The sequence below is a fragment of the Pseudomonas putida genome (assembly GCF_001941965.1).
Taxonomy (GTDB): domain Bacteria; phylum Pseudomonadota; class Gammaproteobacteria; order Pseudomonadales; family Pseudomonadaceae; genus Aquipseudomonas; species Aquipseudomonas putida_L.
This window is the reverse complement of sequence record NZ_MKZO01000010.1, coordinates 1-23,735: the sequence shown is the minus strand read 5'-3', so window position 1 is coordinate 23,735 and position 23,735 is coordinate 1. Positions and strand designations below refer to the sequence as shown.

The window sequence follows — 23,735 nt, the reverse complement described above, 5'->3', positions numbered from 1 at the left end:
TGCACGAAGCCCCTGACGGTATTTCCATGACATTCGCCAAACTCGGCCTGATCGAACCGCTGCTGCGCGCCCTCGACGGCCTCAACTACAACAACCCGACGCCGGTCCAGGCCCAGGCGATCCCCGCCGTGCTGGCCGGCCGCGACCTGATGGCCGCGGCCCAGACCGGCACCGGCAAGACCGCCGGTTTCGCCCTGCCGCTGCTGCAGCGCCTGACCCTCGAAGGCGCCCAGGTTGCCAGCAACTCGGTGCGCGCCCTGGTGCTGGTGCCGACCCGCGAGCTGGCCGAGCAGGTCCACGAGAACATCCGCGAATACGCCGAGCACCTGCCGCTGCGCACCTACGCGGTGTACGGCGGGGTCAGCATCAACCCGCAGATGATGAAGCTGCGCAAAGGCATCGACCTGTTGGTGGCGACCCCCGGCCGCCTGCTCGACCTGTTCCGCCAGAACGCGGTCAAGTTCAACCAGCTCCAGGCCCTAGTGCTGGACGAGGCCGACCGCATGCTCGACCTCGGTTTCGCCGAGGAACTGCGCTCGATCTACGCCGCCTTGCCGGTGAAGCGCCAGACCCTGCTGTTCTCCGCCACCTTCTCCGACGAGATCCGCCTGATGGCCGGGCAGATGCTCGCCAATCCGCTGAGCGTCGAAGTCAGCCCGCGCAACGTCACCGCGAGCACGGTGAAGCAGTGGATCGTCACTGTGGATAAAAAGCGCAAGGCCGAGCTGTTCTGCCATCTGCTGCGCAAGCAGCGCTGGAGCCAGGTGCTGGTGTTCGCCAAGACCCGTAATGGTGTGGACCAGTTGGTCGAGCGCCTGGTGGGCCTGGGCATCAATGCCGACGGCATCCATGGCGACCGCCCGCAGGCGACCCGCCAGCGCGCGCTGGACAGCTTCAAGGCGCGGGAAGTGCAGATTCTGGTGGCCACCGATGTGGCGGCGCGGGGGCTGGATATCGATGATCTGCCGCTGGTGGTGAACTTCGATTTGCCGATCGTGGCTGAGGACTATATCCACCGGATCGGCCGGACGGGCCGGGCGGGGAATACCGGGGAAGCGATCTCGCTGGTGTGTGCCGACGAGGTGCAACTGTTGTCGGCGATCGAGACCCTGACCCGCAAGACTCTGCCGCGTCACGACGAGCCAGGCTTCGAGCCGGATCACCGGGTGCCGGTGACGGATGCCAGCGGGCAGATCCTGAAGAAGCCGAAGAAACCGAAGAAGCCCAAGGTGACCGGGGCCAAGGGCAGCCTGGGGCGCTGGACCGACAGTGGTGATGCGCCAGTGCCGGCGAAGGCGGTGCGCAAGGTGCCGTCGTTCAATACCGGGCCGAAAAAGCGTAAGCCCTGAGGTCTTCTGTTGCCTGTACTGGCCTCATCGCTGGCAAGCCAGCTCCCACAGGTACCGCGGCGCTCTTGAAGCCAGTGGTGAACCTGTGGGAGCTGGCTTGCCAGCGATAGGGCTAGTGAAGGCAACCCATCAGTCTCGGCCAAGCCACTCCAGCACCGCCAACCCGGCCCTCTTGCCACTGGCAAAGCAAGCCGTCAGCAAATACCCCCCGGTAGGCGCCTCCCAGTCCAGCATCTCCCCGGCACAGAACATCCCCGGCACCTGCTTCAGCATCAACCCCTCATCCAGCGCCTCGAAGCGCACCCCGCCCGCGGTACTGATCGCCTCATCCAGCGGCCGCGCCCGCACCAGCACGATGGGCAGGGCCTTGATCGCCGCTGCCAGCTTCTGCGGATCGGCGAACATCTGCGCCCCGGTCAGCTCGCGCAACAGCGAAGCCTTAACCCCGTCGAGCCCCAGTTGCCCCTGAAGATGCTTGGCCATCGACCGCGACCCACGCGGCTTGCTCAACGCCGCCGCAATCTTGTCCACAGCCTTGTTCGGCAGCAGGTCCAGCAGCAGCGTGGCCTGGCCTTCGCGGTTGATGGTTTCGCGAATCTGCGCCGACCAGGCGTACACCAGGCTGCCTTCCACGCCGCCTTCGGTCAGGACGAACTCGCCCAAGCGCGGCGCCTGACCCGGCAGGCTCAAGGCGATGTTCTTCAACGGCGCCCCGGCGAACTTCTGCTTGAGCAGATCACTCCAGGCCTCCACCTCGAACCCACTGTTGGCCGCCTGCAACGGCGCGATATCCACAGCCCGCTCGGCCAGCCACGGCAGCCAGGCACCATCCGAGCCCAGGCGCGCCCAGCTTCCACCGCCAAGAGCGAGGATCGTGGCATCGGGCTTGATCGCCAGTTCTCCCTGTGGATAACCAATCCGCAGCGCACCTTCGTCATTCCAGCCAAGCCAGCGATGCCGGGTGTGGATAACTACCCCGGCATCGCGCAACCGCTTGAGCCAGGCACGCAACAACGGCGCCGCCTTCATATCCGTGGGGAACACCCGCCCCGAAGTGCCGACGAAGGTCGTTATCCCCAGGCCATGAATCCATTCGCGCAAGGCATCGGCATCGAAACCCTGCAACAGCGCGCCGATCTCCCCGCTGCGCTCGGCATAACGCGAGACAAACGCCGGGTACGGTTCGGAGTGGGTGATGTTCATCCCGCCGACCCCGGCCAGCAGGAACTTGCGCCCCACCGAGGGCATGGCGTCGTACAGATCGACCCGGACCCCGGCCAGGGCAAGGACTTCGGCCGCCATCAGGCCGGCGGGGCCGCCTCCGATAATGGCGACGTGGGCAGGGGCGGTGGTGCGGGAATCGGTCATGGCGGCGGCAGGCTGGGGATAAGTGAGCCGCGCATTCTACCCGAGGCAGGGCGGGCAGGGCACTGTACAAAAAACGATCAAGCGCCGCGCAGCCCCGGTTTCACGGGGTCGGAAGGGCTTTCCCGCAGGTTATCCACAAGCGGTTCCACAGTCATTGTGGGTAATCCAGCACCCGCTGCGCGCTGTGATGGAGGATGCCGTGGCGCCGGGCCAGGGCTTCGCGGTCCTTGCTGTAGCCGCCGCCGATCACCCCGACCACCGGGATATCCCGGCCCAGGCAATGGCGCAGCACGCAGGTATCACGGGCGGCGACGCCTTCGTCGGTGAGTTGCAGGTAACCGAGGGCATCGTCCTTGTGCACATCGACGCCGGCGTCGTAGAGCACCAGGTCCGGCTGGTACAGCGGCAGCAGGTAGTTCAGGGCGTCGTCGACGATCTTCAGGTATTCGGCGTCGCCCATGCCTCGGTGCAGGGGGATGTCCCAGTCGCTGCGGGCCTTGCGCACGGGGAAGTTCTGTTCGCAGTGCAGGGACACGGTGATCGCATCCGCGGTGTGTTCGAGAATCCGCGCCGTGCCGTCGCCCTGGTGCACGTCGCAATCGAAGATCAGCACTCGGTGCACCCGCCCGGCTTCCAGCAGGTAATGGCTGATCACCGCCAGGTCGTTGAAGATGCAGAAGCCCGCCGGGTGGTCGTAATGGGCGTGGTGGGTGCCGCCGGCCAGATGGCAGGCGATGCCGTGTTGCAACGCCAGTTCGGCGGCCAGCAGCGAACCGCCCACCGCGCGCACGGTACGCCGGGCCAGGGCCTCGCTCCAGGGCAGGCCGAGGCGGCGCTGGTCCTCGCGGGACAGCTCGCCGTTCATGTAGCGCTCGATATAGGCGCGGTCGTGGGCCAGGGCAAGGATGTCGTTGGGGCAGATTTCCGGACGATGCAGCTCGGCGTCGGTGGTCAGGCCGCTGGCGATCAGGTGATCGTGCAGCAGGCGGAACTTGTCCATGGGAAAGCGGTGGCCTTCGGGGAATTCCGGGCTGTAGTCATCGTGGTAAACAAGGGGCAGGCGCATGGCGGGTCCGGCGGTGGGCACCGGGTGATCTTGCCCGATGATGGCCGGGCGTAGCCAGCATTGCCTGCCTACGCTGTAGACTGCGAGGCCACGGACCCTGGAGCCATCGATGACGCAGATTCTCGAGCTGGAAAGCGCGCGCCTGGTGCTGCGCCAATGGCAGGACGACGACCTCAAGGAGTTCGCCGCGCTGTGTGCCGATCCGCAGGTGATGCGTTACTTCCCCGCGCCCCTGAGCCGGCTGGAGAGCGCGGCGCTGATCGGCCGCATCCGCGGGCATTTCGCCGAATACGGCTATGGCCTGTGGGCGCTGGAGCGCAAGGACACCGGGGCCTTTATCGGCATGACCGGCCTGCTCAACGTCGGCTTCGACGCCGACTTCACCCCGGCGGTGGAAATCGGCTGGCGCCTGGCCCGTCGCCACTGGGGCCTTGGCTTTGCCAGCGAGGCGGCCTGGACCAGCCTGCGCTGCGCCTTCGCCCGGTTGGGGCTGCCGGAAGTGGTGTCCTTCACCACCCGCGATAACCTTGCCTCGCAGAAGGTCATGCAGGCCATCGGCATGCAGGCCGACCCTGCCGGCGATTTCGAGCATCCGAAACTGGAACCCGGTCACCCGCTGCGTCCCCATGTGCTGTACCGCATCGACCGCGCCCATTGGCAGGCCACCCTGCGCGGCTGAATCAGCGAACATACGGGCCAGTAATGACAAACCCTGTATCATTTGCCGCCTGGGCCTTGCTTTGGAGAATTTCGAATGAGCCATGTGTTGGACGATCTGGTCGATCTGTTGAGTCTGGAAGCGATCGAGGAAAACCTCTTCCGCGGCCGTAGCCAGGACCTGGGCTTCCGCCAGCTCTACGGTGGCCAGGTGCTCGGCCAGTCGCTCTCGGCGGCGAGCCAGACGGTCGAGGAGGCGCGCCACGTGCACTCCCTGCATGGCTACTTCCTGCGTCCGGGCGACGCGACCATGCCGGTGGTCTACTCGGTGGACCGCGTGCGTGACGGCGGCAGCTTCAGCACCCGGCGGGTGACGGCGATCCAGAAAGGCAACCCGATCTTCACCTGCAGCGCCTCGTTCCAGTACGACGAGGAAGGCTTCGAGCACCAGGGGCAGATGCCCGATGTGGTCGGCCCGGAGAACCTGCCGTCGGAAGTCGAGCTGGCGCAGTCCATGGCCGACAAGCTGCCGGAGCATATCCGCGACAAGCTGCTGTGCGCCAAGCCCATCGAAGTGCGTCCGGTCACCGAGAAGGACCCGTTCAATCCCAAGCCCGGCGACCCGGTGAAATACGCCTGGTTCCGCGCCGATGGCACCCTGCCGGACTCCCAGGCGCTGCATAAATACATGCTCGCCTATGCCTCCGATTTCGGCCTGCTGACCACCTCGCTGATGCCCCACGGCAAGTCGGTCTGGCACAAGGACATGCAGATCGCCAGCCTCGACCACGCCCTGTGGTTCCACGGCAACCTGCGGGCGGACGAATGGCTGCTGTATGCGATGGACAGCCCGTGGGCGGGCAATGCCCGTGGTTTCTCCCGTGGCAGCATCTTCAACCGCGCCGGGCAGCTTGTAGCCTCGTCCTGCCAGGAAGGCCTGATCCGTCACCGCAAGGACTGGGCATGAGCCTCAAGGACATTCGCCACTGGGTGTTCGACATGGACGGCACCCTGACCGTGGCCGTGCATGACTTCGCCGCGATCCGCGAAGCGCTGGGCATTCCGCCGGAGGACGACATCCTCACGCACCTTGCCGCCTTGCCGGCTGAGGAAGCGCAGGCCAAGCATGCCTGGCTGCTGGAGCACGAGCGCGATCTGGCGATTGCTTCGAAACCTGCCGAGGGCGCGGTGGAGCTGGTGCGGGAACTGGCCGGGCGTGGCTATCAGTTGGGCATTCTGACCCGCAATGCGCGGGAGCTGGCCCATGTGACGCTGGAGGCCATCGGCGTGGCGGACTGCTTCCCGGTGGACAGCGTGCTGGGGCGCGATGAAGCGCCGCCCAAGCCGCATCCGGGAGGATTGCTGAAGCTGGCAGAGGCTTGGGGTGTGCAGCCGGCTGACATGGTGATGGTTGGCGACTATCGTTTCGATCTGGATTGTGGCCGGGCGGCGGGGACGCGGACGGTGCTGGTGAACCTGCCGGACAACCCATGGCCGGAGCTGACGGACTGGCACGCGGCGGACTGCCGGGCGTTGCAGGTCCTGCTCGGACACTGAGATTTTCCGAGGTCTTTCGGGCCTCATCGCTGGCAAGCCAGCTCCCACAGGGACCGCGTGCACCGCCCTTGTGGGAGCTGGCTTGTCGGACCGCCGCACCGCAGCGATAGGGCCCGAGAGACCATCACTCACTCCCAGGAGAACCCATGAGCAAAGCCATTTACGTTCAACCCGGCGGCGGCTACGACAAGGTCGGCCTGGGCACTGCCGAGGCCGCGGCCCCCGTAGCGGGCGAAATCACCGTGCGCCTGCACGCCAACTCCCTCAACTACCACGACTTCGCCGTGGTCAGCGGCATGTGGGGGCCGAGCGCACCGCGTATCCCCATGGCCGACGGTGCCGGCGAGGTGATCGCGGTGGGCGAGGGCGTCAACGAGTTTGCCGTGGGCGATTCGGTGGTCAGCACCTTCTTCCCCGACTGGCTCGATGGCGAGCCGCTGGTGGAAGGCTTCGCGACCGTGCCGGGCGACGGTATCGACGGCTATGCCCGGGAACTGGTGACCGCCCGCGCCACCTCCTTCACCCGCGCGCCAAAAGGCTACAGTCATGCCGAAGCGTCGACCCTGACCACTGCCGGCCTCACCGCCTGGCGTGCGTTGATGGCCGATGACTCGCTCAAACCGGGCGATACCGTGCTGGTGCAAGGCACCGGTGGCGTCTCGATTTTTGCCCTGCAATTCGCCAAGGCCGCGGGCGCCACGGTGATCGCCACCTCGTCCAGCGACGAGAAGCTGGAGCGCTTGAAGACCCTCGGTGCCGACGAGGTGATCAACTACCGCAGCACGCCGGACTGGGGCGAGAAGGTGCGCGCCCTCACCGACAATCGCGGTGTGGATCATGTGATCGAGGTGGGTGGTCCGGCGACGCTTGAGCAGTCGATGATTGCCGCGCGGATTGGCGGGCATGTGTCGCTGATCGGCATCCTGACCGGTGTCGCGGGGCAGTTGCCGCTGGTCCAGGCGCTGGTCCGGCAGATCCGTCTGCAGGGTGTGCTGGTGGGCAGCCGGGCGCAGCAGCAGGCGATGATCCGGGCCATCGATGCCAATGGCCTGCGGCCGGTGATCGACAAGGCGTTCGAGCTGGAGCAGATCGTCGAGGCGTTCCGCTACCAGGAAAGCAACCAGCACTTCGGCAAGATCTGCCTGAGCTTCTAAGCCCTCATCGCCGGCAATGCCGGCGATGAGGCCCCCGATCAGAACGCGTAGGTCGCCGACAGGATCGCCGAGCGCGCATCCCCGTACTCGATCGCCGACGACCGCGCCGCCGTACCGTTCTGCTGGCGCACGCGCTCGACGTAGTCCTTGTCGAACAGGTTGTTCACGTTCAGTTGCAGGTCCAGGTTCTCGTTGACCCGGTACGCCACCATCGCGTTGTGCACCCAGTAGTCCGGCAGCTTGGCGGTGGTGCTGGAACTGACATTGCGTTCGCTGACATAGCGCGCGCCATAGCCCAGGGTCCAGCCGGCCGGCAGCTCGTAGGTGGTCCACAGGTTCAGCGAGCGCGGCGGCGTGTTGCCCAGGGCCTGGCCTTCGCGAGCGATGCCGGCGGCGGTGTCGGCGGCCTTGAGGGTTTCGCTGTCGAGGAAGGTGTAGTTGGCGAACACATCCCATTGCTCGGAGATATGCCCGGTCACGCCGACTTCCACACCTTGCACGCGCTGCTTGCCGGCCAGTTGGGTGGAGCCGTCGGCCATGGTCTCCCGGGCGTTGTCCTTGGTCACCCGGAAGATCGCCGCGTCCAGTTCCAGGCGCTTGTCCAGCAGTTCCCACTTGGTGCCCAGTTCCCAGGTTTCGTTCTTCTCCGGCTCCAGGCTCTCGGTGGTCGCGCTCAAGCCGCCGCCGCTGGAGGCCAGGCTCTCCGCCGACGGGTTGAAGGAGTTGCCCCAGGCCAGGTAGATGCGCCCGTTTTCCGCCGGCTTGTAGACCAGGCCGGCGCGGCCGCTGAGCTTGTCGTCGTTGGACTCGAAGGTCGAGGTACGTACCTTGGTCGCCGAGTAGCCGTGGGCTTCGCCTTCGAAGCGGTCGTAGCGCAGGCCGAGGTTGAGGTCCCACTGTTCATGCAGGGCGATGGTGTCGAAGACGTACAGCGCCTTGTTGGTCAGCTCGGTCTCGGTGTAGCCGCTGACGGTCTTGGGGGCCGGGCCGTTCCAGTGGCCGGGCGGGTTGCCCAGGTCGTAGCCGGTGCTTGGGTAGAGCGCGGTGCCGAGGCCGTGGTTGTAGGTCTTCAGGTCGAGGGTTTCGCGGGAAATCTCGGCCCCGGTGACCAGGTCGTGGCGCATGCCCAGCAGGTCGAAGTTGCCGATCAGGTTGGTCTGGTTGATCCACATTTCCGTGGTCGCGTCGCGGCCATAGGCCTGCGGGCCGGCCGGCAGATAGCGGCCGCGTGGCACGCCGACGGTGTTGACGTGGGACGCCGAGACCACGGTATCCCTGGCCACCTGGCTGTAGCGGGTGAGGTTCTGCAGGCGCAGGTTGTCGTTGAAATCGTGTTCGAGGTTGGCGGTGAACGCGCTTTGCTCGATCTCTTCCTTGTCCAGGTTCTTCCAGCCGAAATAGCTCTCGCGGTCGACACCGGCCAGCTTCTTGCCGTCCAGGGCCGGGACGCCGTAGTCCGGCAGGTTGTCGTCTTCCTGGTGGAAGAGGCTGAGGGTCAGGCGCGTGTCTTCGCTCAGGCCCAGGCGCAGGGACGGGGCGATGCCCCAGCGTTCGCGGTCGATCTCGTCGCGGCCGGCGACGTCGTTCTGATGGCCCATCAGGTTGATGCGGAACGCGCTGTCATGGCCGACGCCTTCCAGCGGCTGGTTGCTGTCCAGGGTCATGCGGTAGTAGCTGTCGGTGCCGACGCTGCCGCCGAGGCGAGTAAAGGCCTGGTCCCGTGGCTGCTTGCTGATCACGTTGATGCTGCCACCGGTGGTGCCGGCGCCGCCGAACACCGAGTTGGGGCCCTTGATGACCTCGACCTGCTCGATATTGAAGGTGTCGCTGCGGGTGGTCTGGGCGCTGTCGCGCAGGCCGTCGATCTGGATGTTGCTGTTGGCCGAGAAGCCGCGGATGTTGATGCTGTCGCCCGAACCGCCACCGCCTTCGCCGGCATTGAAGGTGATCCCGGAAACGTTCGACAGCACTTGGCGCAGGCTCAGGGCCTGCTGCTCGGCGATCAGCTTGGGCGGGACCACGGTGATGGTCTGCGGGACGTCCACCAGCGGCTTGGCGTATTTCGCCGAAGCGGATTGTTCGGTACGCGAACCCTGGTCCTGGGTGGCCTGGACGTTCAGGCTGTCCAGTTCGAGCGGCGGTTTCTGCTCGGCCAGCGCGACCGTGCCGGAAGAGGCAACGGCCATGCCGATGGCAGAGACGAGGAAGCGACGGTGAGGCAAGGCAGACAGCTTGTTTTTGTACATGAGAATCGTTCCCTTTTGAAATCTGGGCGCGATTTAATTACGAAATTTTCACAATTACAAATAATTTACATTTCTATTTGTTGACAAATTTGGATCCAATGTTTCGAGGCCTTTTCCCGGGTAATCCGAATGAACCCCAACGCCTCTGGCTCGCCTAATGGAAACATCCAAACGGGAGACAGCCTATGGAACACGGACATTTGTGGATCGCCCTGGCGGTGCTGCTGGCAGTGCTGGAGGTCTGGGCCATCAAGCGCATCATCGGCAGCCCGGCGCGGGCTGAAGGCAAGATGATGTGGATCATTTTCGTGGTGTTCGTGCCGGTGGTCGGGCTGCTGGTATGGGGTATCAACGGACCGAAATCCCGTCCCGGTGTGCCCCTGTCCAAAGAGGGCTGAATCAGGCGAGCAGGCGCTCGCCCAGCAGCACGGCGGCGATGGCAATCATCGCCACCCCGGACAGGCGGCTGACGTTGCGCGCCGCCGCTGGCCGGGTCTGCAGCACGCTGCGGGCGCTGTAGCCGACCAGCAGGTAGATGATCCCGCAGCTCACCAGGTGGAGCAGGCCGAGGGCGATGATCTGGGTCGCCACCGGCCAGTTCGACAGCGGGTCGGTGAACTGTGGCAGCAGGGCCAGGAACAGCAGGAACACCTTCGGATTCAACCCGCTCACGCAGAACCCGCGCAGCACCCAGCGCGACCACGACTCGGCCTTTTCCTCGCCGGCCGAGGGCGTGGACGGCTTCCACAGCATGTTCACGCCCATCCACAGCAGGTACGCCGCGCCGACCATGGTCATCACCGACAGTGCTGCCGGATTGCTGGCCAGCAGCGCCCCGGCACCGGCGGCGACGATCAGCGTTGCCAGCAGATGTCCCGACAACAGTCCCGCCACCGCCGGCACCACCCAGCGACCGCGGATGCCTGCGGAAATCACATAGGCCCAGTCCACGCCGGGGGTAATCACGAACAGAAACGACACCGCCCAGAAGGCGGCCAGGACACTGACAGTCATATGGAACTCCCCGGAACTGCGCTGAAGATGTCCTCAGAAGACTACGCAAGCGTCGTGGGGATTATCTTTCGTATATCCTGCGGGTTCGCCTCTAGAGTGGAAGATCCTTCCAGATGGACCGTATTGATCGAAAGATTCTTGCCGAGCTTCAGCGCGATGGCCGGCAATCGCTGACTGAACTGGCCGAGCGGGTCGGCCTTAGTCTCTCGCCCTGTCATCGCCGGGTGCGGGCGATGGAAGAGTCGGGAGTGATCCAGGGATATCGGGCGTACCTGTCGCCTACGGAGCTGGGGCTGAATTTCGCCGCGATCGTCTTCGTGACCTTGCGGGAAGGGCATCAGCAGGCGGTGCAGGCGTTCGAGGCGGCGTTGCCGGAGATTCCGCAGATACTGGAAGCGCAGCGGCTGTTTGGGGATCCGGACTACATGCTGCGTATCGTCACCCGTGATCTGCCGGCGTTCCAGCAGCTGTATGACGAGCATCTGGCCAGGCTGCCGAATGTGCAGCGGTTGAGTTCGACATTGGTGATGAAGCAGGTGATTCAGGGGCGGGCGTTGCCGCTTTGAGAAAATGTCAGCAGTGCTGACACTATTGCGAAGCTGACGGCGAACCCTGTGGGAGCTGGCTTGCCAGCGATTTGGCCGGGCCTGACGACATCATTGCTCCTGCTGGCCTCATCGCTGGCAAGCCAGCTCCCACAGGGTTCGCAGTGAGGCTTCAATTCTTGATCTGATCCCACACCAAATCAAACCGCGCCAGATACTTGCGCAAGCGATCCGCATCATTCGGCGTCTGCTTCGCCTGCCGCGATACCGCGAACAACTGCCGCCCGGCCTCGGACAGACTGCGCGCCTGCCGGCACGCCTCAATCACCGCCTGCAATTGCACCCGGTCAAACAGGTCCAGCTCCTCGAACCCATCCCCCAGCAGTTCGCGCAGCGGTTCAGCTTGCGGCGCCGCCCCCCAGGCCCGGCGTAACCTGGCAATCTCTTCCTCCACCAGATCCTCATCGATCCGCCCACTGTCCGCCAACGTCGCCATCCGCGTGATCGAAGCCGACAGCTCCCGGAAATTCCCCGCCCAGCGGGCTTCAACCGAGTGCGCGAACGCCAGGTACTTGCGTCGTGCCTCCAGATTGAAGCGCACCAACCGCCCCTGCTCCTGGGCATGCCGCTGCAACTCGAAATCCAGGTTCGGCTCGATATCCTCGCGCCGCCCCGCCAGCCCGGGCAGCTCGAAGGTCCACAGGTTGATCCGGGCATACAGGTCTTCGCGGAACGACCCCTCGGCCACCCGCTCGCGCAGGTCGCGGTGGGTGCCGGCAATCAACTGGAAGTCACTGCTGACCTCACGGTCCGAGCCCAGCGGGAAGAAGCGCTTCTCCTCGATGGCCTTGAGCAACATCGCTTGCTCATCCGCCCCCAGCTCGCCGATCTCGTCGAGAAACAGCATCCCGCCGTCCGCCGCCCGCAGCAGACCCTCACGGGCATTCTGCGCACCAGTGAAGGCACCTTTGACATGCCCGAACAGCGCCGACATGGCGCCGTCGCCGCGCAGGGTGGCGCAGTTCACTTCGACGAAACGCCCCTGGAACTGATGCCGCGCGCGCTTGAGTTCGTAGATGCGCCGGGCCAGGAACGACTTGCCGGCCCCGGTCGGACCGATCAGCAGCATCGGCGCCCTGGAGCGCCCGGCAACCCGTTCGATCTGCTCGATGGAACGGTTGAACGCGGCATTGCGCGTGGCGATGCCGGACTTGAGAAAGGCCAGGCTCTCCTCGTGCTCACGGCGAAAGCGCGAGGCGATGCGGTCGTAGCGCGACAGGTCGAGGTCGATCAGGTTGGCCTTGCCCTCGGGGTGCTTCGACTCCTCGCGCTTGCGCAGCGGCTGGGTCTGCACCAGCCGCGCCGGCAGGTAGCGCGCCTCGGTCAGGAGAAACCAGCAGATCTGGGCGACGTGGGTCCCGGTGGTGATATGCACCAGGTAGTCCTCGTGCTCGGTATCCAGCGGGTAGCCGCTGACGAAATCGTGCAGGGCGCCGTAGACCTCCTCGAAATCCCAGGGGTTGCGCAATGCCATCGGCTGCAGGCGCACTTCGGTGTGGGGCGAGATGGACTGCACATCCTCGGCGATACGCTTGGCCAGGCCCAGGTCCCGGGCATCCAGGCCATGGATCAGCTCCAGGCGGTCGATGCGCAGGTCCGGCTGCTGGCACAGGCCAACGCTGGGCCGCCAGTGCTGCCAGCGCGCCGCGCCCTTGCCTACCCGGTCGAGGGTGCTGCCGAGAAATCCGAAGGCGACTGTTTTCCTTGCTTGCATGGCTTATCCATAAAGATAAATAGCGATAGGTAAATATACGTTCTATCGAGTGCGCAAGCAGCCTGGAAATGCCTCGACTGCGCGGCTTTAAATTTAAATCTCATATAAATCAATGGGTTGAAAGTTTATTCAGATTGATTGGGCAAACCTGGCACGTCCCTCGCTATATCCCTCTCGACCATCGCTCCACGGCCCACGGGCTGGGGTTGTTACCCCGCCGGTGCCCGAGCCCGCCTTACAAGGTGTCGGTGTCGTGCATGCCGCCGCGGATCAACGAGGTCACGTTTGCGATAGCTCAGTCCGGTAGAGCAGTCACCCCGTGGTGATCCGTCGCAGGTTCGAATCCTGCTCGCGAAACGTTCGATAGCTCAGTCAGGTAGAGCGGTCATCCCGGATGACTTGGCGCGGGTTCGAATCCCGCTCGAACACTGCCCTGTTAAGGCAGTTCCACATTGATAGCAGTACCCGCCGGTGGGGCGTGATGGATGTGCAACCTGCATCCCGATCGCCACCGCCGGCCCGCCCGGTACGCGGATCGGGCAGGGGACAAGACGAACGTCGGCCGCAGGGTGCGGCCACGGGGCCAGGAGGTCCGGACGCGTCGTCTCTCCCCGGCTTCATCCGCGCTACCCGGCGGGTCGGCGACCACCGGCACCAAGGACAAACGAAAAAGGAAGACAGAATATGAAAATGCTCAAGCGCTTTACCGTGAAGAAGAACGAACGTGGCCTGCTCTATTCGGAAGGGGACTTCGTCGCCATTCTGGAACCGGGCACCCATCGCCATTTCGACCTGCACAATCGCCTGAGCGTGGAAACCTTCAGCCTCGACCGGCCCCTGTTCGAGCACCGCCTGGCGGGTTATCTGCGTCAGTCCGAGCCGGCGCTGGTGGAGCAATACTTCACCAGCATGGACGTCGGCAGCGATGAAGTCGGGCTGCGTTACGAGGACGGCCAACTGGTGGAGATTCTGGCACCGGGCACCCGCCGCCTGTACTGGAAGGGCCAGACCGAGCAGCGCCTTGAGCGCCTCGATTTCAGCGAGCGCTATCGCCTCGACCCGGCACTGGTGGCACGGCTCAACCAGCCGGCCCAGCGCGGTCGTGGTATCGCCGGGCTCGACGCGGTGCTGATGGTGCAGGTACCGGCCTACCAGGTCGGCCTGCTGAAAGTGGACGGCGTGGTGGTGGAATTGCTGCCGGCCGGGCAATACGGCTTCCTGCGCTTCAACCGCCAGGTGACGGTGGAAACCGTCGATATGCGGATCCAGGCCCTGGAAGTCGGCGGCCAGGAAATCCTCACCCGCGACAAGGTGAGTCTGCGCTTGAACCTGGTCGCCAGCTGGCGCTACAGCGATGTATTGACTGCCTTCGCGCAGTTGAACAAGCCGCAAGAGCATCTGTACCGCGAGCTGCAGTTCGGTTTGCGCGCAGCGGTCGGCACCCGCACCCTCGATGAACTGCTGGAGAACAAGCAGTTGATCGATGAAGCGGTGACGGCATACCTCGACGAGCGTCTGCCGGGTAGTGGCATCCAGGTCAGCAGCCTGGGCGTGCGGGACATCATCCTGCCCGGCGAGATGAAGACCCTGCTGGCCCAGGTGGTGGAAGCGGAGAAGTCGGCCCAGGCCAACGTGATCCGTCGTCGCGAGGAAACCTCGGCGACCCGCTCGCTGCTCAACACGGCCAAGGTGATGGAAGAAAACCCCGTCGCCCTGCGCCTGAAGGAACTGGAAACCCTGGAGCGGGTGGCCGAGCGGATCGACCGGATCTCGGTGTTCGGCGGCCTCGACCAGGTATTGAATGGATTGGTATCGCTGAAGCCGGCCTGAGCCGGCTTCGCAATCACGGAACACGATCATGAAAGACACAAGCTACACAGTGCTGGAAGTGGCCGGCGGCAAGCCGGTCAAGGCCTGGATCGACGGCGTACCGCTGGACCCGGGCGCCCGCGAGCAACTGCTGAACACGGCACGCATGCCGTTCATCTTCAAGCACCTGGCGGTGATGCCGGATGTGCACCTGGGCATGGGCTCGACCATCGGCAGCGTGATACCGACCCAGGGCGCGATCATCCCGGCGGCGGTCGGCGTGGATATCGGCTGCGGCATGCTCGCGGCGCGCACCTCGCTGGTGGCGGCGGACCTGCCGGACAACCTGTTCGGCCTGCGCAGCGCCATCGAAAAGGCCGTGCCCCATGGCAAGACCCATGGCCGTAACGACCGCGGTGCCTGGCAGGACGTACCAGGCCAGGCAGACCAGGTCTGGGCAACGCTGGCGGAGCGCTTCAAGGCGATCACCGACAAGTACCCGAAGCTGGAGAAGACCAACAACCGCGTGCACCTGGGGACCCTCGGCACCGGCAACCATTTCGTCGAGGTCTGCCTGGATGAAGCGGACCGGGTCTGGTTCATGCTGCACAGCGGCTCGCGTGGCGTCGGCAATGCCATCGGCAGCCTGTTCATCGAACTGGCCCAGGCCGATATGCGTCAGCACATTGCCAACCTGCCGGACCGCAAGCTGGCCTATTTCGAGGAAGGCAGCCGGCACTATGACGACTACGTGGAAGCGGTGGGCTGGGCCCAGGACTTCGCCCGGCAAAACCGCGAACTGATGATGAGCGCGGTGATCGCGGCGACCCGCACGGTGATCCGCAAGCCGTTCGAGGCCAGCCTTGAAGCGGTCAACTGCCATCACAACTATGTGCAGAAGGAGCGGCATTTCGGCGAGGACATCCTGGTCACCCGCAAGGGCGCGGTGTCGGCGCAGAAGGGCCAGTTGGGGATCATTCCCGGGTCGATGGGGGCGAAGAGTTTCATCGTCCGCGGGTTGGGCAACGAGGAGTCGTTCTGCTCCTGCAGTCACGGTGCCGGTCGGCTCATGAGCCGCACCGAGGCGAAGAAGCAGTTCAGCGTCGCCGACCAGCAGCGCGCCACCGCCCATGTGGAATGCCGCAAGGACAAGGACGTGATCGACGAGATCCCGATGGCCTACAAGGACATCGACGCGGTGATGCGGGCGCAGCGCGAGCTGGTGGAAGTGGTGCACACGCTGCGCCAGGTGGTGTGTGTGAAGGGTTAGAGAAGGGAGAATCGTGATGAGCATGGATGAACGCCATCCACTGCCTGCCGCCATGCGCGAGCGGGTGCTGGAGGAACTGGAACGGGTCGAGCGCGAGCATCAGGTCAAGGTGTTGTTCGCCTGTGAATCGGGCAGTCGCGCCTGGGGTTTTGCTTCGCCGGACAGCGACTTCGATGTGCGCTTCGTCTACGTTCACCGGCCGGAATGGTACCTGCGGGTGGAAGAGCCGCGGGACGTGCTGGAGCGGCCGCTGACCGACGAACTGGACCTGTGTGGCTGGGAGCTGCGCAAGGCCTTGCGGCTGGTGCGCAAGTCCAACCCGACGCTGCTGGAGTGGCTCGATTCGCCGTTGGTGTATCGGCAGGACGCTGAGGCTGTGGCGGGATTGCGTGAGCTGGCGGAGGCGTTCTATTCGCCGGCGGCGGTGCGGGCGCATTACCTGGCGGTGATGAAGAAGAACTACCGCACGTACCTGTTGGGCGATGAGGTCCGTTACAAGAAGTACTTCTACGCGCTGCGGCCTCTTTGCGCGGTGCGCTGGATAGACCAGGGGCTGGGACGGCCGCCGATGGTGTTCGAGGCGTTGCTCGACGCGACGCTGGATGATCCGGTGCAGCGGGCAGCGATCGAGGAATTGCTTAGGCTCAAGCGGCGCTCTGGCGAAGCCGAAAGCGGGCCGCCGCGGGCGGTGTTGCAGGCGCTGGTGGAGGCTGAGCTGGAGCGGGCGGAGGCGGGGAGTGCGCCGAGGTCTCCGGCGGGTGATGTGGCGCGTCTGGATGAGTTCCTGCGCAAGTGGGTAGGGATGCCACTCACTTAGGCTTGCCACTAAACCCTGTGGGAGCTGGCTTGCCAGCGATTTGGCCGGGCCTGACAACATCATTGCCCTTGCCGGCCTCATCGCTGGCAAGCCAGCTCCCACAGGTTCAGCGGTGACCGTCAGAAGTGCGCTTTCACCAACAGGCTGATCGCACTCTGGTTGGTCCCACCAAGGATTTCCTCACCCAGGTAGCTCTTGTCGCTGATCCCGTACTTGTCGCTCCAGTAGTCATATTCCACCCCCACATAGAACTTCTCGCCCCAGCCCATGGCCTTGGCCAGGTCGTACTTGATCTGCGGGTTGAAGTGGAAGTTGGCGTGGTAGCTCTTGTCGTTGTCCACCACCCAGTCGATGAAGCCGTCGATCACCACGTTGGAGTTGCCCACCGGCACGGTGTAGCTCCACACCGGGGTGATCTGCCAGACGTTCTTGCCGTCACGCTTGCCATCCGGGGTGCGCAGGTAGGTGTTGAGCTGGAAGTAGTCGAAGCCGGGAATGTTCAGGTCCACCGCCGGGCCGATCAGGTAGGCCTCGACATCGTCCTCGCCGAACTCGTAGGTGGCCGCCAGCAGCACATCCTTGATCGGACCGAACGACAGGTCGGTGCCGCTGATCTTGCCGAACGACAGGCGCGGGCTGATCTCGCCGTAGAAGCTGTGGCCGTCGCCCGCGCCATTGGTGGCCTCGGTGTTGTACTTGATGCCGTCGACGAAGATGAACAGGTCGCCAAAACTCCAGCCGCTGGCATGCTCGAAGGTCACGGTCTGCTGCTTCGGCGGGTCGATCTTGAAGTCGACGCCGTTGAGGTAGGTGAGGCTGTTGTCCTGCCACAGCAGCAGGTCGCCGGCCAGCGCCTGGCCAGACGCGAGCAAGCCGCCCGCCAGCAATAGGGAAGGGGTGGTGAGTTTCATCCGGAGCTCCTGGTTTTCTATTTTTTAGAAGTGTGTTGTTTGGCAGTCGGGGAATTCAGGCCTTGGCTTCTTCACGGCGATAGGCGTAGGTGTCGGCGAAGCGCGATAGCATGTAGGCGCTGCACGAAACGGCCGGGTACTTCGCCGGGTTGTCCGCTGTGGAGCAGTTCGGCAGGCAACTGATCTCGGTGTCCGGGTGCGGCTCGGCGAAGAACGGCATGGAGTAGCGATCGACCCCCAGCGGGCTGATCACCCGGTGCGGCGTGGACTTGTAACGATCGTTGCTCCAGCGCGCCATCATGTCGCCGATGTTGACCACATAGGTGCCCTCGATGGGCGGTGCGTCGATCCACGCGCCATCGAGGCTCTGCACCTGCAGGCCGCCGGCATTGTCCTGGTACAGCAAGGTCACGCAGCCATAGTCGGTATGCGCGCCGGCGCCTTGCTGGTCGGCGCTGCTGGCGGTCTGGCGCGGCGGGTAGTGGATCATGCGGAACACGCTGATCGGCTCGGCGAAACGCTGGTCGAAGAAATCCTCCTCGATACCCAGGGCGTCGGCCATGGCCCGCAACAGGGTCAGGGACAGTTGGTGCATATCCTCGTAATGCTGTTGCAGCAGCGCCTCCCAGCCGGGCATGTCCGGGTGGCGGTTGGGCCCGCGCAACGGCTTTTCCGCGAGCACGTCGGGGTGCTCCGCGTCCATGTGGAAACCCATGTCGAAGGTCTCCTTCAGGTCGCTCGGCCGGCTCGGGTCGAGCTGCTCGGTGGCGATGGCGCCATAGCCGCGGTGGTGTGCGCTTTGGGTGATATCGATGCGCAGCTTTTCCTCGGCCGGGCGGGCGAAGAAGTCCTCGGCGATGGCCTTGAGCGCGGCGATGCGCGACGCCGGGATCGGGTGGCCCTTGATGTAGTAGAAGCCCCAGTGGCGGCAGGCGGCGTCGATCTGTTTGGCCACGGCCTGGCGGGCGGCGGGATCGTTCTGGTACAGCGGCGCGATGTCGATGATCGGCAGGGTGTTCATGAATGGCTCCAGGAAGACGGCGGGAGCGCCTGGCGCTCCCGCCCGGCGGTCACTTCGGCAGTTGCGCGGTGATGCCCTTGACGTAGTAGTTCATGCCGGCGAGCTCGGCGTTGGTCGCCACCTTGCCTTCAGGAATCTTGACCGCACCGGCCTGGTCGAGGATCGGCCCGGTGAAGGGGTGGAACGAACCGTCCTTGATGCTCGCGATGATCTGCTCGGCGCCGCTTTTCACGTCGGCCGGGACCAGGTCGCTGATCGGCAGTTCGACGGTGCCTTCGGCCAGGCCGCCCCAGTAGTCCTGGGACTTCCAGGTCCCGTCCATGACCGCCTGGGTGCTCTTGATGTAGTGCGGGCCCCAGTTGTTGACGATGGAGGTCAGTACGGCTTTCGGGCCGAAGTGGGCCATGTCCGAGGCGTAGCCCACGGCGTAGACGCCGCGGCGCTCGGCGGTCTGGATCGGGGCCGGGCTGTCGGTGTGCTGGAACAGCACGTCGACGCCCTGGTCGATCAGGGCGTTGGCGGCGTCGGCTTCCTTGCCCGGGTCGAACCAGGAGTTGACCCACACCACCTTGATCTCGGTGCCGGGGTTGTACTTGTCCAGGGCCAGCTGGATGGCGTTGATGTCGCGCAGCACTTCCGGGATCGGGAAGGAGGCGACGTAGCCGATCTTCCTGGTCTTGGTCATCTTCGCCGCGAGGTAGCCGCCGACGTAGCGGCCTTCGTAGGAAGTGGCCAGGTAGGTGCCGAGGTTCTTGTCCTGCTTGTAGCCGGTGGCGTGTTCGAAGGTGACTTTCGGGAACTGCTTGGCCACCTTGGCGGTGGGGTTCATGTAGCCGAAGGAGGTGGCGAAGACCAGGTCGTAGCCGCCCTTGGCCATGTTGCGGATGACCCGCTCGGCGTCGGCGCCTTCCGGCACGTTCTCGACGAAGCTGGTGTCGACCTTGTCGCCGAACTGCTTGATCAGCGCCTGGCGGCCCTGCTCGTGCTGGTAGGTCCAGCCGTGGTCGCCGATCGGGCCGATGTAGACGAAGCCGACCTTCAGCGGGTCGGCGGCGGAGGCGGACAGGGCGGTGCTGAGGCCGATGGCAGCGGCCAGGGTGCGCAGCAGGTTCTTGGTTTTTTTCTGTTGCATCGTGGGTGGGCTCCTGTGGGTCTTTTCTAATGGCCGTGTCGGGCTTTTCTGGGTAGTGCAAAAAGCTGACCAGGTGGGCAAAAAATGCTGTTTCGGGGGTTGCAGGGACTTTGGGGTGACTGGGGTGGTGCATCAGAGGGGGTGGGGTGCCCTTGAGTAGTGCAGTGCTGCTGATGGCCTCATCGCTGGCAAGCCAGCTCCCACAGGGATCGCGCAACCTGTGGGAGCTGGCTTGCCAGCGATAGGGCCATCAGCATCACCGCCCAACCTTCCAGGGTTGCCCCAACGAAACCGGCGCATACAACCGGGTCTTGATCGCATCCCGCGACAGCACCACCAGCACCAGGATCGTCGCGACATACGGCAGCATCGCCAGCAGGTTGGCCGGGAAGCTCACGCCGATACCCTGGGCCACCAGGTGCAGGATGCTGGCAAGGCCAAACAGGTACGCGCCGAGCAGCACACGGAACACCCGCCAACTGGCGAACACCACCAGCGCGAGAGCGATCCAGCCACGCCCGGCGGTCATGTTTTCCGCCCACATCGGGGTGTAGGCCAGCGACAGGTAACCCCCCGCCAACCCGGCCATGGCGCCGCCGAACAGCACCGCCAGGGTCCGTACCCGCAGCACCGGCAACCCCATGGCACTGGCCGCATCCGGGTTTTCCCCGACCGCCTGGAGAATCAGCCCGGTCCGGCTTTTCAGCAGCACCCAGGCGATCACCGCGAAGAGCACGAAGGACAGGTAGACCAGCACATCCTGGTTGAACAGCATGTGGCCCACGATCGGCAGCTCGGACAGCAGCGGAATCGCCACCGGCTCGAAACCGGTCAGCGGCTTGCCGACCCACGCCGAACCGACGAAGGACGACAGCCCCACGCCGAAGATGGTCAGGGCCAGCCCGGTCGCCACCTGGTTGGCCTGGCAACCCAGGGCCACCAGGGCGAACAGCGAGGACAGGAGCATGCCGGCCAGGCAGGCCATCAGCACCCCGAGCCAGAGGTTGCCGGTGGCGAAGGCGGCGATGAAGCCCACCACCGCGCCGAACAGCATCATGCCCTCCTGGCCGAGGTTGAGTACGCCGCTCTTTTCGCAGACCAGCTCGCCCAGGGCGACCAGCAGCAGCGGGGTGCCGCAGCGCACCATGGCGTAGAGGATGTTGCCAAGCAGATCGAGATCCATAGTCGAAGCCTCAGCCCGCGCGCCACCGGCGGCGGGTAAACGAAAGGGTCAGTCGGGGTCAGGCATTCGCCGGTTCGGCCAGCGCCGCAGGTTGGCGCCGCTTCAGCTTCAGCCGCGGCCGGTAGAGGATCAGCACGTCGCAGGCGAGCAGGTAGAACAGCATCATTCCCTGGAACAGCCCGGTCAGGGATTGCGGCAGGTTGAGGCTCATCTGCGCGTTCTCGCCGCCGAGGTAGAGCAGGGCCATCAGCAGGCCGGCTACGAGGATGCCGAGGGGGTTGAGGCGACCGAGGAAGGCCACGGTGATCGCCGCGTAGCCGTAGCCCGGCGACACCTGCGGCACCAGTTGGCCGATCGGCCCGCTGACCTCGCTGACCCCGGCCAGCCCCGCCAGCCCGCCACTGATCAGCAGCGCCAGCCAAACCAGGCGTTTTTCGCGGAAGCCGACGAAGCCGGCGGCGCGCTGGTCGAGACCGAGCACCTTGATCTGGAAGCCGAGGAAGCTCTTGTGCAGCAGCACCCACACCGCCACCAGGGCGAGCAGGACGAAGTACAGGCCGATATGCACCCGGCCATCCTCGAACAGCGCCGGCAGGCGGCTGGCATCGCCGAACATCGCCGACTGCGGGAAGCTGAAGCCGTCCGGGTCCTTGAGCGGGCCGTGGACGAAGAACAGCAGCAGGTTCAGGGCGATGTAGTTGAACATGATGGTGGTGAGGATTTCATTGGCGTTGAAGTGCGTGCGCAGCCATGCCGCGAGCGCGCCCCACAAGGCACCGGCGAGGGTCCCGGCGAGCAGCACCCAGAGCAGCGCCCAGCGGCTGTCCCAGTCGATGATCTGGATCGCCAGGGCACTGCCGGCCAGGGCGCCCATCAGCAACTGGCCCTCGGCGCCGATGTTCCAGATCCGCGCCTGGTAGGCCACGGCCAGGCCTAGGGCGCAGAGCAGGATCGGCAGGGCCTTGAGCAGCAGTTCGGAGACGCCGTAGAGGTCGCTGACCGGTTCGATCAGCAGGGTGTGGAAGGTCTGCAGCGGGTCATGTCCGAGGACGCTGAACAGGATCGCCCCGCTGACCAGGGTCAGCAGGCCGGCGAGCACGGGCGACAGCAGGAGCATGGCGCGGGATTGCCGGGTACGGGGTTCGAGGGATAACAACATGGCGGGCTCTCGTCAGGCGGCGTCTTGCGCGGTATCGAACTGGCCGGCCATCCAGCCGCCGACCTCCACGGTATGGGTTTCGGCGGTGGCCTTGAGCGGCGACAGGCGCCCGCTGCACAGGGCGCCGATGCGGTCGCTGATCTGGAACAGTTCGTCGAGGTCCTCGGAGATCACCAGGATCGCCGCGCCGGCATCGCGCAGGGCGATCAGCGCGCGGTGGATCGCCGCGGCCGCCCCGACGTCGACGCCCCAGGTCGGGTGGGCGGCGACCAGCAGCTTCGGGTTCTGCAGGATCTCGCGGCCGAGGATGAACTTCTGCAGGTTGCCGCCGGACAGGCTGCGGGCGCTGGTCTGAGCATCCGGGGTCTTGACCGAGAAACGCTGGATGATCTGTTCGGCCAGCTCCAGGACCTTGCCCGAGCGGATCAGGCCGCGGCTGACCAGGCCTTGCTGGAAGGCGGTGAGCAGGGCGTTGTCGGCCAGGCTCATGTCCGGCACGGCGCCGTGGCCGAGGCGTTCGGCGGGCACGAAGGCCAGGCCCAGGGCGCGGCGGGCATCCGGGTAGAGGTTGGCCATGGGCTGGTTGTCGAGGGTGATGCGTTCGCGCTCGCCGGACGACAGGCGGGTTTCGCCGCTGAGCAGGGCCAGCAGTTCGTCCTGGCCGTTGCCGGCGACCCCCGCGATGCCGACGATCTCGCCGCTGCGCACTTCGAGGCGCAGGTGTTCGAAGGAGGTGCCGAAGGGGTCCTTGTTGCGCCAGGTCAGGTCGTCCACCCGCAGGCGCGGCAGGCCGCCGGCGCTTTTCGGGTAGCTGGCCTCCAGGCCCTCGGCGTCGCCGACCATCAGCCGGGCCAGTTGCAGGTCACTGCACTCGGCCGGCACGCAATCGCCGGACACCCGCCCGCTGCGCAGCACCGTGGCGCTGTGGCAGAGGGCGCGGACTTCGTTGAGCTTGTGGCTGATGAACAGGATCGAGCAGCCCTCGGCGGCCAGGGCGCGCAGGGTGACGAACAGCTCGTCGACTTCATGCGGGGTCAGCACCGAGGTGGGTTCGTCGAGGATCAGCAACTTGATGTCCTGCATCAGGCAGCGAACGATCTCGACCCGCTGGCGCTCGCCGATGGACAGGCTGTGTACCAGGCGTTCCGGTTCCAGGCCCATGCCGTAGCGCTGGGAGACTTCGCGGATGCGCGGGGCGAGCTGCTTCGGTGTGCCTGCATCGCGGCCCAGGGCCAGGGCGATGTTTTCCGCCACGGTCAGGGTTTCGAACAGGGAGAAATGCTGGAACACCATGCCCACTCCCAGCCCGCGGGCCTGGGCTGGATCGCGTATCTGCACGGGTTGGCCTTCCCACAGCACCTGGCCGGAATCGGGCGCGGTGACGCCGTAGATGATCTTCATCAGGGTGCTCTTGCCCGCGCCGTTCTCGCCGAGCAGGGCATGGATTTCACCGGCGGCGATACGCAGGTCGATGCGGTCGTTGGCCAGGGTGCCGGGGTAGCGCTTGGTAATGGCGCGTAGCTCCAGACGCAGGGGGGATTCGGACATGGGACTGCTCGGGGATCAGTGTGTTGAGCAGCTTGCAAAGCAAAAACATGGCCAAGTGGTCAGATTATTACGGGAAGGGCCGGGGTAAAGGGGTTGGGGGCTGTCGGAAGGTGGTTGTGAGGTGGGCAGGAAAGGGGGAGTGGTTGGTTTTGGGG

General features: G+C 65.2%; 21 protein-coding genes and 2 tRNA genes. 12 read left to right on the top strand and 11 right to left on the bottom strand.

Going from position 1 to position 23,735, the window contains the following annotated elements; translation table 11 throughout:
- Window positions 1-26: 26 nt before the first annotated feature.
- On the top strand, window positions 27-1,349 hold the full coding sequence (locus PSEMO_RS05815; RefSeq protein ID WP_075802194.1) for a DEAD/DEAH box helicase: 1,323 nt from the start codon (window positions 27-29) through the stop codon (window positions 1,347-1,349).
- A gap of 129 nt (window positions 1,350-1,478) precedes the next feature.
- On the opposite strand, the gene PSEMO_RS05810 is transcribed toward PSEMO_RS05815, so the two are convergent.
- Both PSEMO_RS05810 and PSEMO_RS05805 read right to left on the bottom strand, forming a co-directional pair.
- Window positions 1,479-2,717 carry a TIGR03862 family flavoprotein gene (locus PSEMO_RS05810; protein ID WP_075802193.1) on the bottom strand — a complete coding sequence of 413 codons (1,239 nt, stop codon included), beginning with the start codon at window positions 2,715-2,717 and terminating at the stop codon, window positions 1,479-1,481.
- Between the two features lie 151 nt (window positions 2,718-2,868).
- Window positions 2,869-3,783, bottom strand: coding sequence for a histone deacetylase family protein (locus PSEMO_RS05805; RefSeq protein ID WP_075802192.1), 915 nt, complete (start codon window positions 3,781-3,783; stop codon window positions 2,869-2,871).
- 109 nt (window positions 3,784-3,892) lie between these two features.
- Here PSEMO_RS05805 and PSEMO_RS05800 point away from each other — a divergent pair, with 109 nt between their 5' ends.
- The 4 genes from PSEMO_RS05800 (at window position 3,893) to PSEMO_RS05785 (ending at window position 7,151) form a co-directional block, all read left to right on the top strand.
- Window positions 3,893-4,462, top strand: a complete 570-nt coding sequence (locus PSEMO_RS05800) for a GNAT family N-acetyltransferase (RefSeq protein WP_075802191.1) — start codon at window positions 3,893-3,895, stop codon at window positions 4,460-4,462.
- Window positions 4,463-4,537: 75 nt separating this feature from the next.
- On the top strand, window positions 4,538-5,407 hold the full coding sequence (tesB, locus tag PSEMO_RS05795) for an acyl-CoA thioesterase II (protein WP_075802190.1): 870 nt from the start codon (window positions 4,538-4,540) through the stop codon (window positions 5,405-5,407).
- Window positions 5,404-5,997: an HAD family hydrolase gene (locus PSEMO_RS05790; protein ID WP_075802189.1), complete on the top strand. Its 594-nt coding sequence runs from the start codon at window positions 5,404-5,406 to the stop codon at window positions 5,995-5,997. The genes tesB and PSEMO_RS05790 overlap by 4 nt, the downstream gene beginning before the upstream one ends.
- Before the next feature lie 146 nt (window positions 5,998-6,143).
- Complete coding sequence (locus tag PSEMO_RS05785; RefSeq protein WP_075802188.1) at window positions 6,144-7,151, top strand: zinc-dependent alcohol dehydrogenase family protein; 1,008 nt, start codon at window positions 6,144-6,146, stop codon at window positions 7,149-7,151.
- A 38-nt stretch (window positions 7,152-7,189) separates the two neighbouring features.
- Here the strand turns inward: PSEMO_RS05785 and PSEMO_RS05780 are convergent, their stop codons facing one another.
- On the bottom strand, window positions 7,190-9,397 hold the full coding sequence (locus PSEMO_RS05780; protein WP_075802187.1) for a TonB-dependent receptor: 2,208 nt from the start codon (window positions 9,395-9,397) through the stop codon (window positions 7,190-7,192).
- Between the two features lie 185 nt (window positions 9,398-9,582).
- Here PSEMO_RS05780 and PSEMO_RS05775 point away from each other — a divergent pair, with 185 nt between their 5' ends.
- On the top strand, window positions 9,583-9,795 hold the full coding sequence (locus PSEMO_RS05775) for a PLDc N-terminal domain-containing protein (protein WP_075802186.1): 213 nt from the start codon (window positions 9,583-9,585) through the stop codon (window positions 9,793-9,795).
- Between the two features lies 1 nt (window position 9,796).
- Here the strand turns inward: PSEMO_RS05775 and PSEMO_RS05770 are convergent, their stop codons facing one another.
- Entirely contained in the window at window positions 9,797-10,411 is a 615-nt protein-coding gene (locus PSEMO_RS05770; RefSeq protein WP_075802185.1) for a LysE family translocator, read from the bottom strand.
- 113 nt (window positions 10,412-10,524) lie between these two features.
- Here PSEMO_RS05770 and PSEMO_RS05765 point away from each other — a divergent pair, with 113 nt between their 5' ends.
- A complete protein-coding gene (locus tag PSEMO_RS05765; protein WP_075802184.1) occupies window positions 10,525-10,977 on the top strand; it encodes an Lrp/AsnC family transcriptional regulator in 453 nt (150 codons plus the stop codon).
- A gap of 151 nt (window positions 10,978-11,128) precedes the next feature.
- Here the strand turns inward: PSEMO_RS05765 and rtcR are convergent, their stop codons facing one another.
- Window positions 11,129-12,730 carry an RNA repair transcriptional activator RtcR gene (gene rtcR / locus PSEMO_RS05760; protein WP_075802183.1) on the bottom strand — a complete coding sequence of 534 codons (1,602 nt, stop codon included), beginning with the start codon at window positions 12,728-12,730 and terminating at the stop codon, window positions 11,129-11,131.
- Window positions 12,731-13,014: 284 nt separating this feature from the next.
- On the opposite strand from rtcR, the gene PSEMO_RS05755 reads away from it, so the two are divergent.
- The 5 genes from PSEMO_RS05755 to PSEMO_RS05735 all read left to right on the top strand — a co-directional run bounded on the left by PSEMO_RS05755 (window position 13,015) and on the right by PSEMO_RS05735 (window position 16,626).
- Window positions 13,015-13,087, top strand: a tRNA-OTHER gene (locus PSEMO_RS05755).
- A tRNA-Arg gene (locus PSEMO_RS05750) sits at window positions 13,088-13,159 on the top strand. It abuts the tRNA gene before it with no gap.
- A gap of 255 nt (window positions 13,160-13,414) precedes the next feature.
- Window positions 13,415-14,560 carry a slipin family protein gene (locus PSEMO_RS05745; RefSeq protein WP_075802182.1) on the top strand — a complete coding sequence of 382 codons (1,146 nt, stop codon included), beginning with the start codon at window positions 13,415-13,417 and terminating at the stop codon, window positions 14,558-14,560.
- A gap of 28 nt (window positions 14,561-14,588) precedes the next feature.
- Window positions 14,589-15,809, top strand: coding sequence for an RtcB family protein (locus PSEMO_RS05740; protein WP_075802181.1), 1,221 nt, complete (start codon window positions 14,589-14,591; stop codon window positions 15,807-15,809).
- 16 nt (window positions 15,810-15,825) lie between these two features.
- Complete coding sequence (locus PSEMO_RS05735; RefSeq protein WP_075802180.1) at window positions 15,826-16,626, top strand: nucleotidyltransferase domain-containing protein; 801 nt, start codon at window positions 15,826-15,828, stop codon at window positions 16,624-16,626.
- Between the two features lie 119 nt (window positions 16,627-16,745).
- On the opposite strand, the gene PSEMO_RS05730 is transcribed toward PSEMO_RS05735, so the two are convergent.
- The 6 genes from PSEMO_RS05730 to PSEMO_RS05705 form a co-directional block, all read right to left on the bottom strand.
- Window positions 16,746-17,537 (bottom strand): outer membrane protein OmpK, encoded by a 792-nt coding sequence (locus PSEMO_RS05730; protein WP_075802179.1) that lies wholly within the window; start codon window positions 17,535-17,537, stop codon window positions 16,746-16,748.
- A 55-nt stretch (window positions 17,538-17,592) separates the two neighbouring features.
- Window positions 17,593-18,558 carry an isopenicillin N synthase family dioxygenase gene (locus tag PSEMO_RS05725; RefSeq protein ID WP_075802178.1) on the bottom strand — a complete coding sequence of 322 codons (966 nt, stop codon included), beginning with the start codon at window positions 18,556-18,558 and terminating at the stop codon, window positions 17,593-17,595.
- A 49-nt stretch (window positions 18,559-18,607) separates the two neighbouring features.
- Window positions 18,608-19,690, bottom strand: a complete 1,083-nt coding sequence (locus PSEMO_RS05720; RefSeq protein ID WP_075802177.1) for a BMP family ABC transporter substrate-binding protein — start codon at window positions 19,688-19,690, stop codon at window positions 18,608-18,610.
- A gap of 256 nt (window positions 19,691-19,946) precedes the next feature.
- A complete protein-coding gene (locus PSEMO_RS05715; RefSeq protein WP_075802176.1) occupies window positions 19,947-20,873 on the bottom strand; it encodes an ABC transporter permease in 927 nt (308 codons plus the stop codon).
- 58 nt (window positions 20,874-20,931) lie between these two features.
- A complete protein-coding gene (locus PSEMO_RS05710; RefSeq protein ID WP_075802175.1) occupies window positions 20,932-22,032 on the bottom strand; it encodes an ABC transporter permease in 1,101 nt (366 codons plus the stop codon).
- Between the two features lie 12 nt (window positions 22,033-22,044).
- A complete protein-coding gene (locus tag PSEMO_RS05705; protein WP_075802174.1) occupies window positions 22,045-23,580 on the bottom strand; it encodes an ABC transporter ATP-binding protein in 1,536 nt (511 codons plus the stop codon).
- Between the last annotated feature and the right edge of the window lie 155 nt (window positions 23,581-23,735).

Excerpts from the sequence above, each read along its gene's own strand:
- PSEMO_RS05810 (WP_075802193.1), bottom strand. The coding sequence starts at position 2,717 with ATGACCGATTCCCGCACCACCGCCCCTGCCCACGTCGCCATTATCGGA.
- PSEMO_RS05705 (WP_075802174.1), bottom strand. The coding sequence starts at position 23,580 with ATGTCCGAATCCCCCCTGCGTCTGGAGCTACGCGCCATTACCAAGCGC.
- PSEMO_RS05745 (WP_075802182.1), top strand. The coding sequence starts at position 13,415 with ATGAAAATGCTCAAGCGCTTTACCGTGAAGAAGAACGAACGTGGCCTG.
- PSEMO_RS05770 (WP_075802185.1), bottom strand. The coding sequence starts at position 10,411 with ATGACTGTCAGTGTCCTGGCCGCCTTCTGGGCGGTGTCGTTTCTGTTC.
- PSEMO_RS05730 (WP_075802179.1), bottom strand. The coding sequence starts at position 17,537 with ATGAAACTCACCACCCCTTCCCTATTGCTGGCGGGCGGCTTGCTCGCG.
- PSEMO_RS05785 (WP_075802188.1), top strand. The coding sequence starts at position 6,144 with ATGAGCAAAGCCATTTACGTTCAACCCGGCGGCGGCTACGACAAGGTC.
- PSEMO_RS05805 (WP_075802192.1), bottom strand. The coding sequence starts at position 3,783 with ATGCGCCTGCCCCTTGTTTACCACGATGACTACAGCCCGGAATTCCCC.
- PSEMO_RS05715 (WP_075802176.1), bottom strand. The coding sequence starts at position 20,873 with ATGGATCTCGATCTGCTTGGCAACATCCTCTACGCCATGGTGCGCTGC.
- PSEMO_RS05710 (WP_075802175.1), bottom strand. The coding sequence starts at position 22,032 with ATGTTGTTATCCCTCGAACCCCGTACCCGGCAATCCCGCGCCATGCTC.
- PSEMO_RS05775 (WP_075802186.1), top strand. The coding sequence starts at position 9,583 with ATGGAACACGGACATTTGTGGATCGCCCTGGCGGTGCTGCTGGCAGTG.
- PSEMO_RS05815 (WP_075802194.1), top strand. The coding sequence starts at position 27 with ATGACATTCGCCAAACTCGGCCTGATCGAACCGCTGCTGCGCGCCCTC.
- PSEMO_RS05790 (WP_075802189.1), top strand. The coding sequence starts at position 5,404 with ATGAGCCTCAAGGACATTCGCCACTGGGTGTTCGACATGGACGGCACC.
- PSEMO_RS05780 (WP_075802187.1), bottom strand. The coding sequence starts at position 9,397 with ATGTACAAAAACAAGCTGTCTGCCTTGCCTCACCGTCGCTTCCTCGTC.
- PSEMO_RS05740 (WP_075802181.1), top strand. The coding sequence starts at position 14,589 with ATGAAAGACACAAGCTACACAGTGCTGGAAGTGGCCGGCGGCAAGCCG.
- tesB (WP_075802190.1), top strand. The coding sequence starts at position 4,538 with ATGAGCCATGTGTTGGACGATCTGGTCGATCTGTTGAGTCTGGAAGCG.
- PSEMO_RS05800 (WP_075802191.1), top strand. The coding sequence starts at position 3,893 with ATGACGCAGATTCTCGAGCTGGAAAGCGCGCGCCTGGTGCTGCGCCAA.
- PSEMO_RS05725 (WP_075802178.1), bottom strand. The coding sequence starts at position 18,558 with ATGAACACCCTGCCGATCATCGACATCGCGCCGCTGTACCAGAACGAT.
- rtcR (WP_075802183.1), bottom strand. The coding sequence starts at position 12,730 with ATGCAAGCAAGGAAAACAGTCGCCTTCGGATTTCTCGGCAGCACCCTC.
- PSEMO_RS05720 (WP_075802177.1), bottom strand. The coding sequence starts at position 19,690 with ATGCAACAGAAAAAAACCAAGAACCTGCTGCGCACCCTGGCCGCTGCC.
- PSEMO_RS05765 (WP_075802184.1), top strand. The coding sequence starts at position 10,525 with ATGGACCGTATTGATCGAAAGATTCTTGCCGAGCTTCAGCGCGATGGC.
- PSEMO_RS05735 (WP_075802180.1), top strand. The coding sequence starts at position 15,826 with ATGAGCATGGATGAACGCCATCCACTGCCTGCCGCCATGCGCGAGCGG.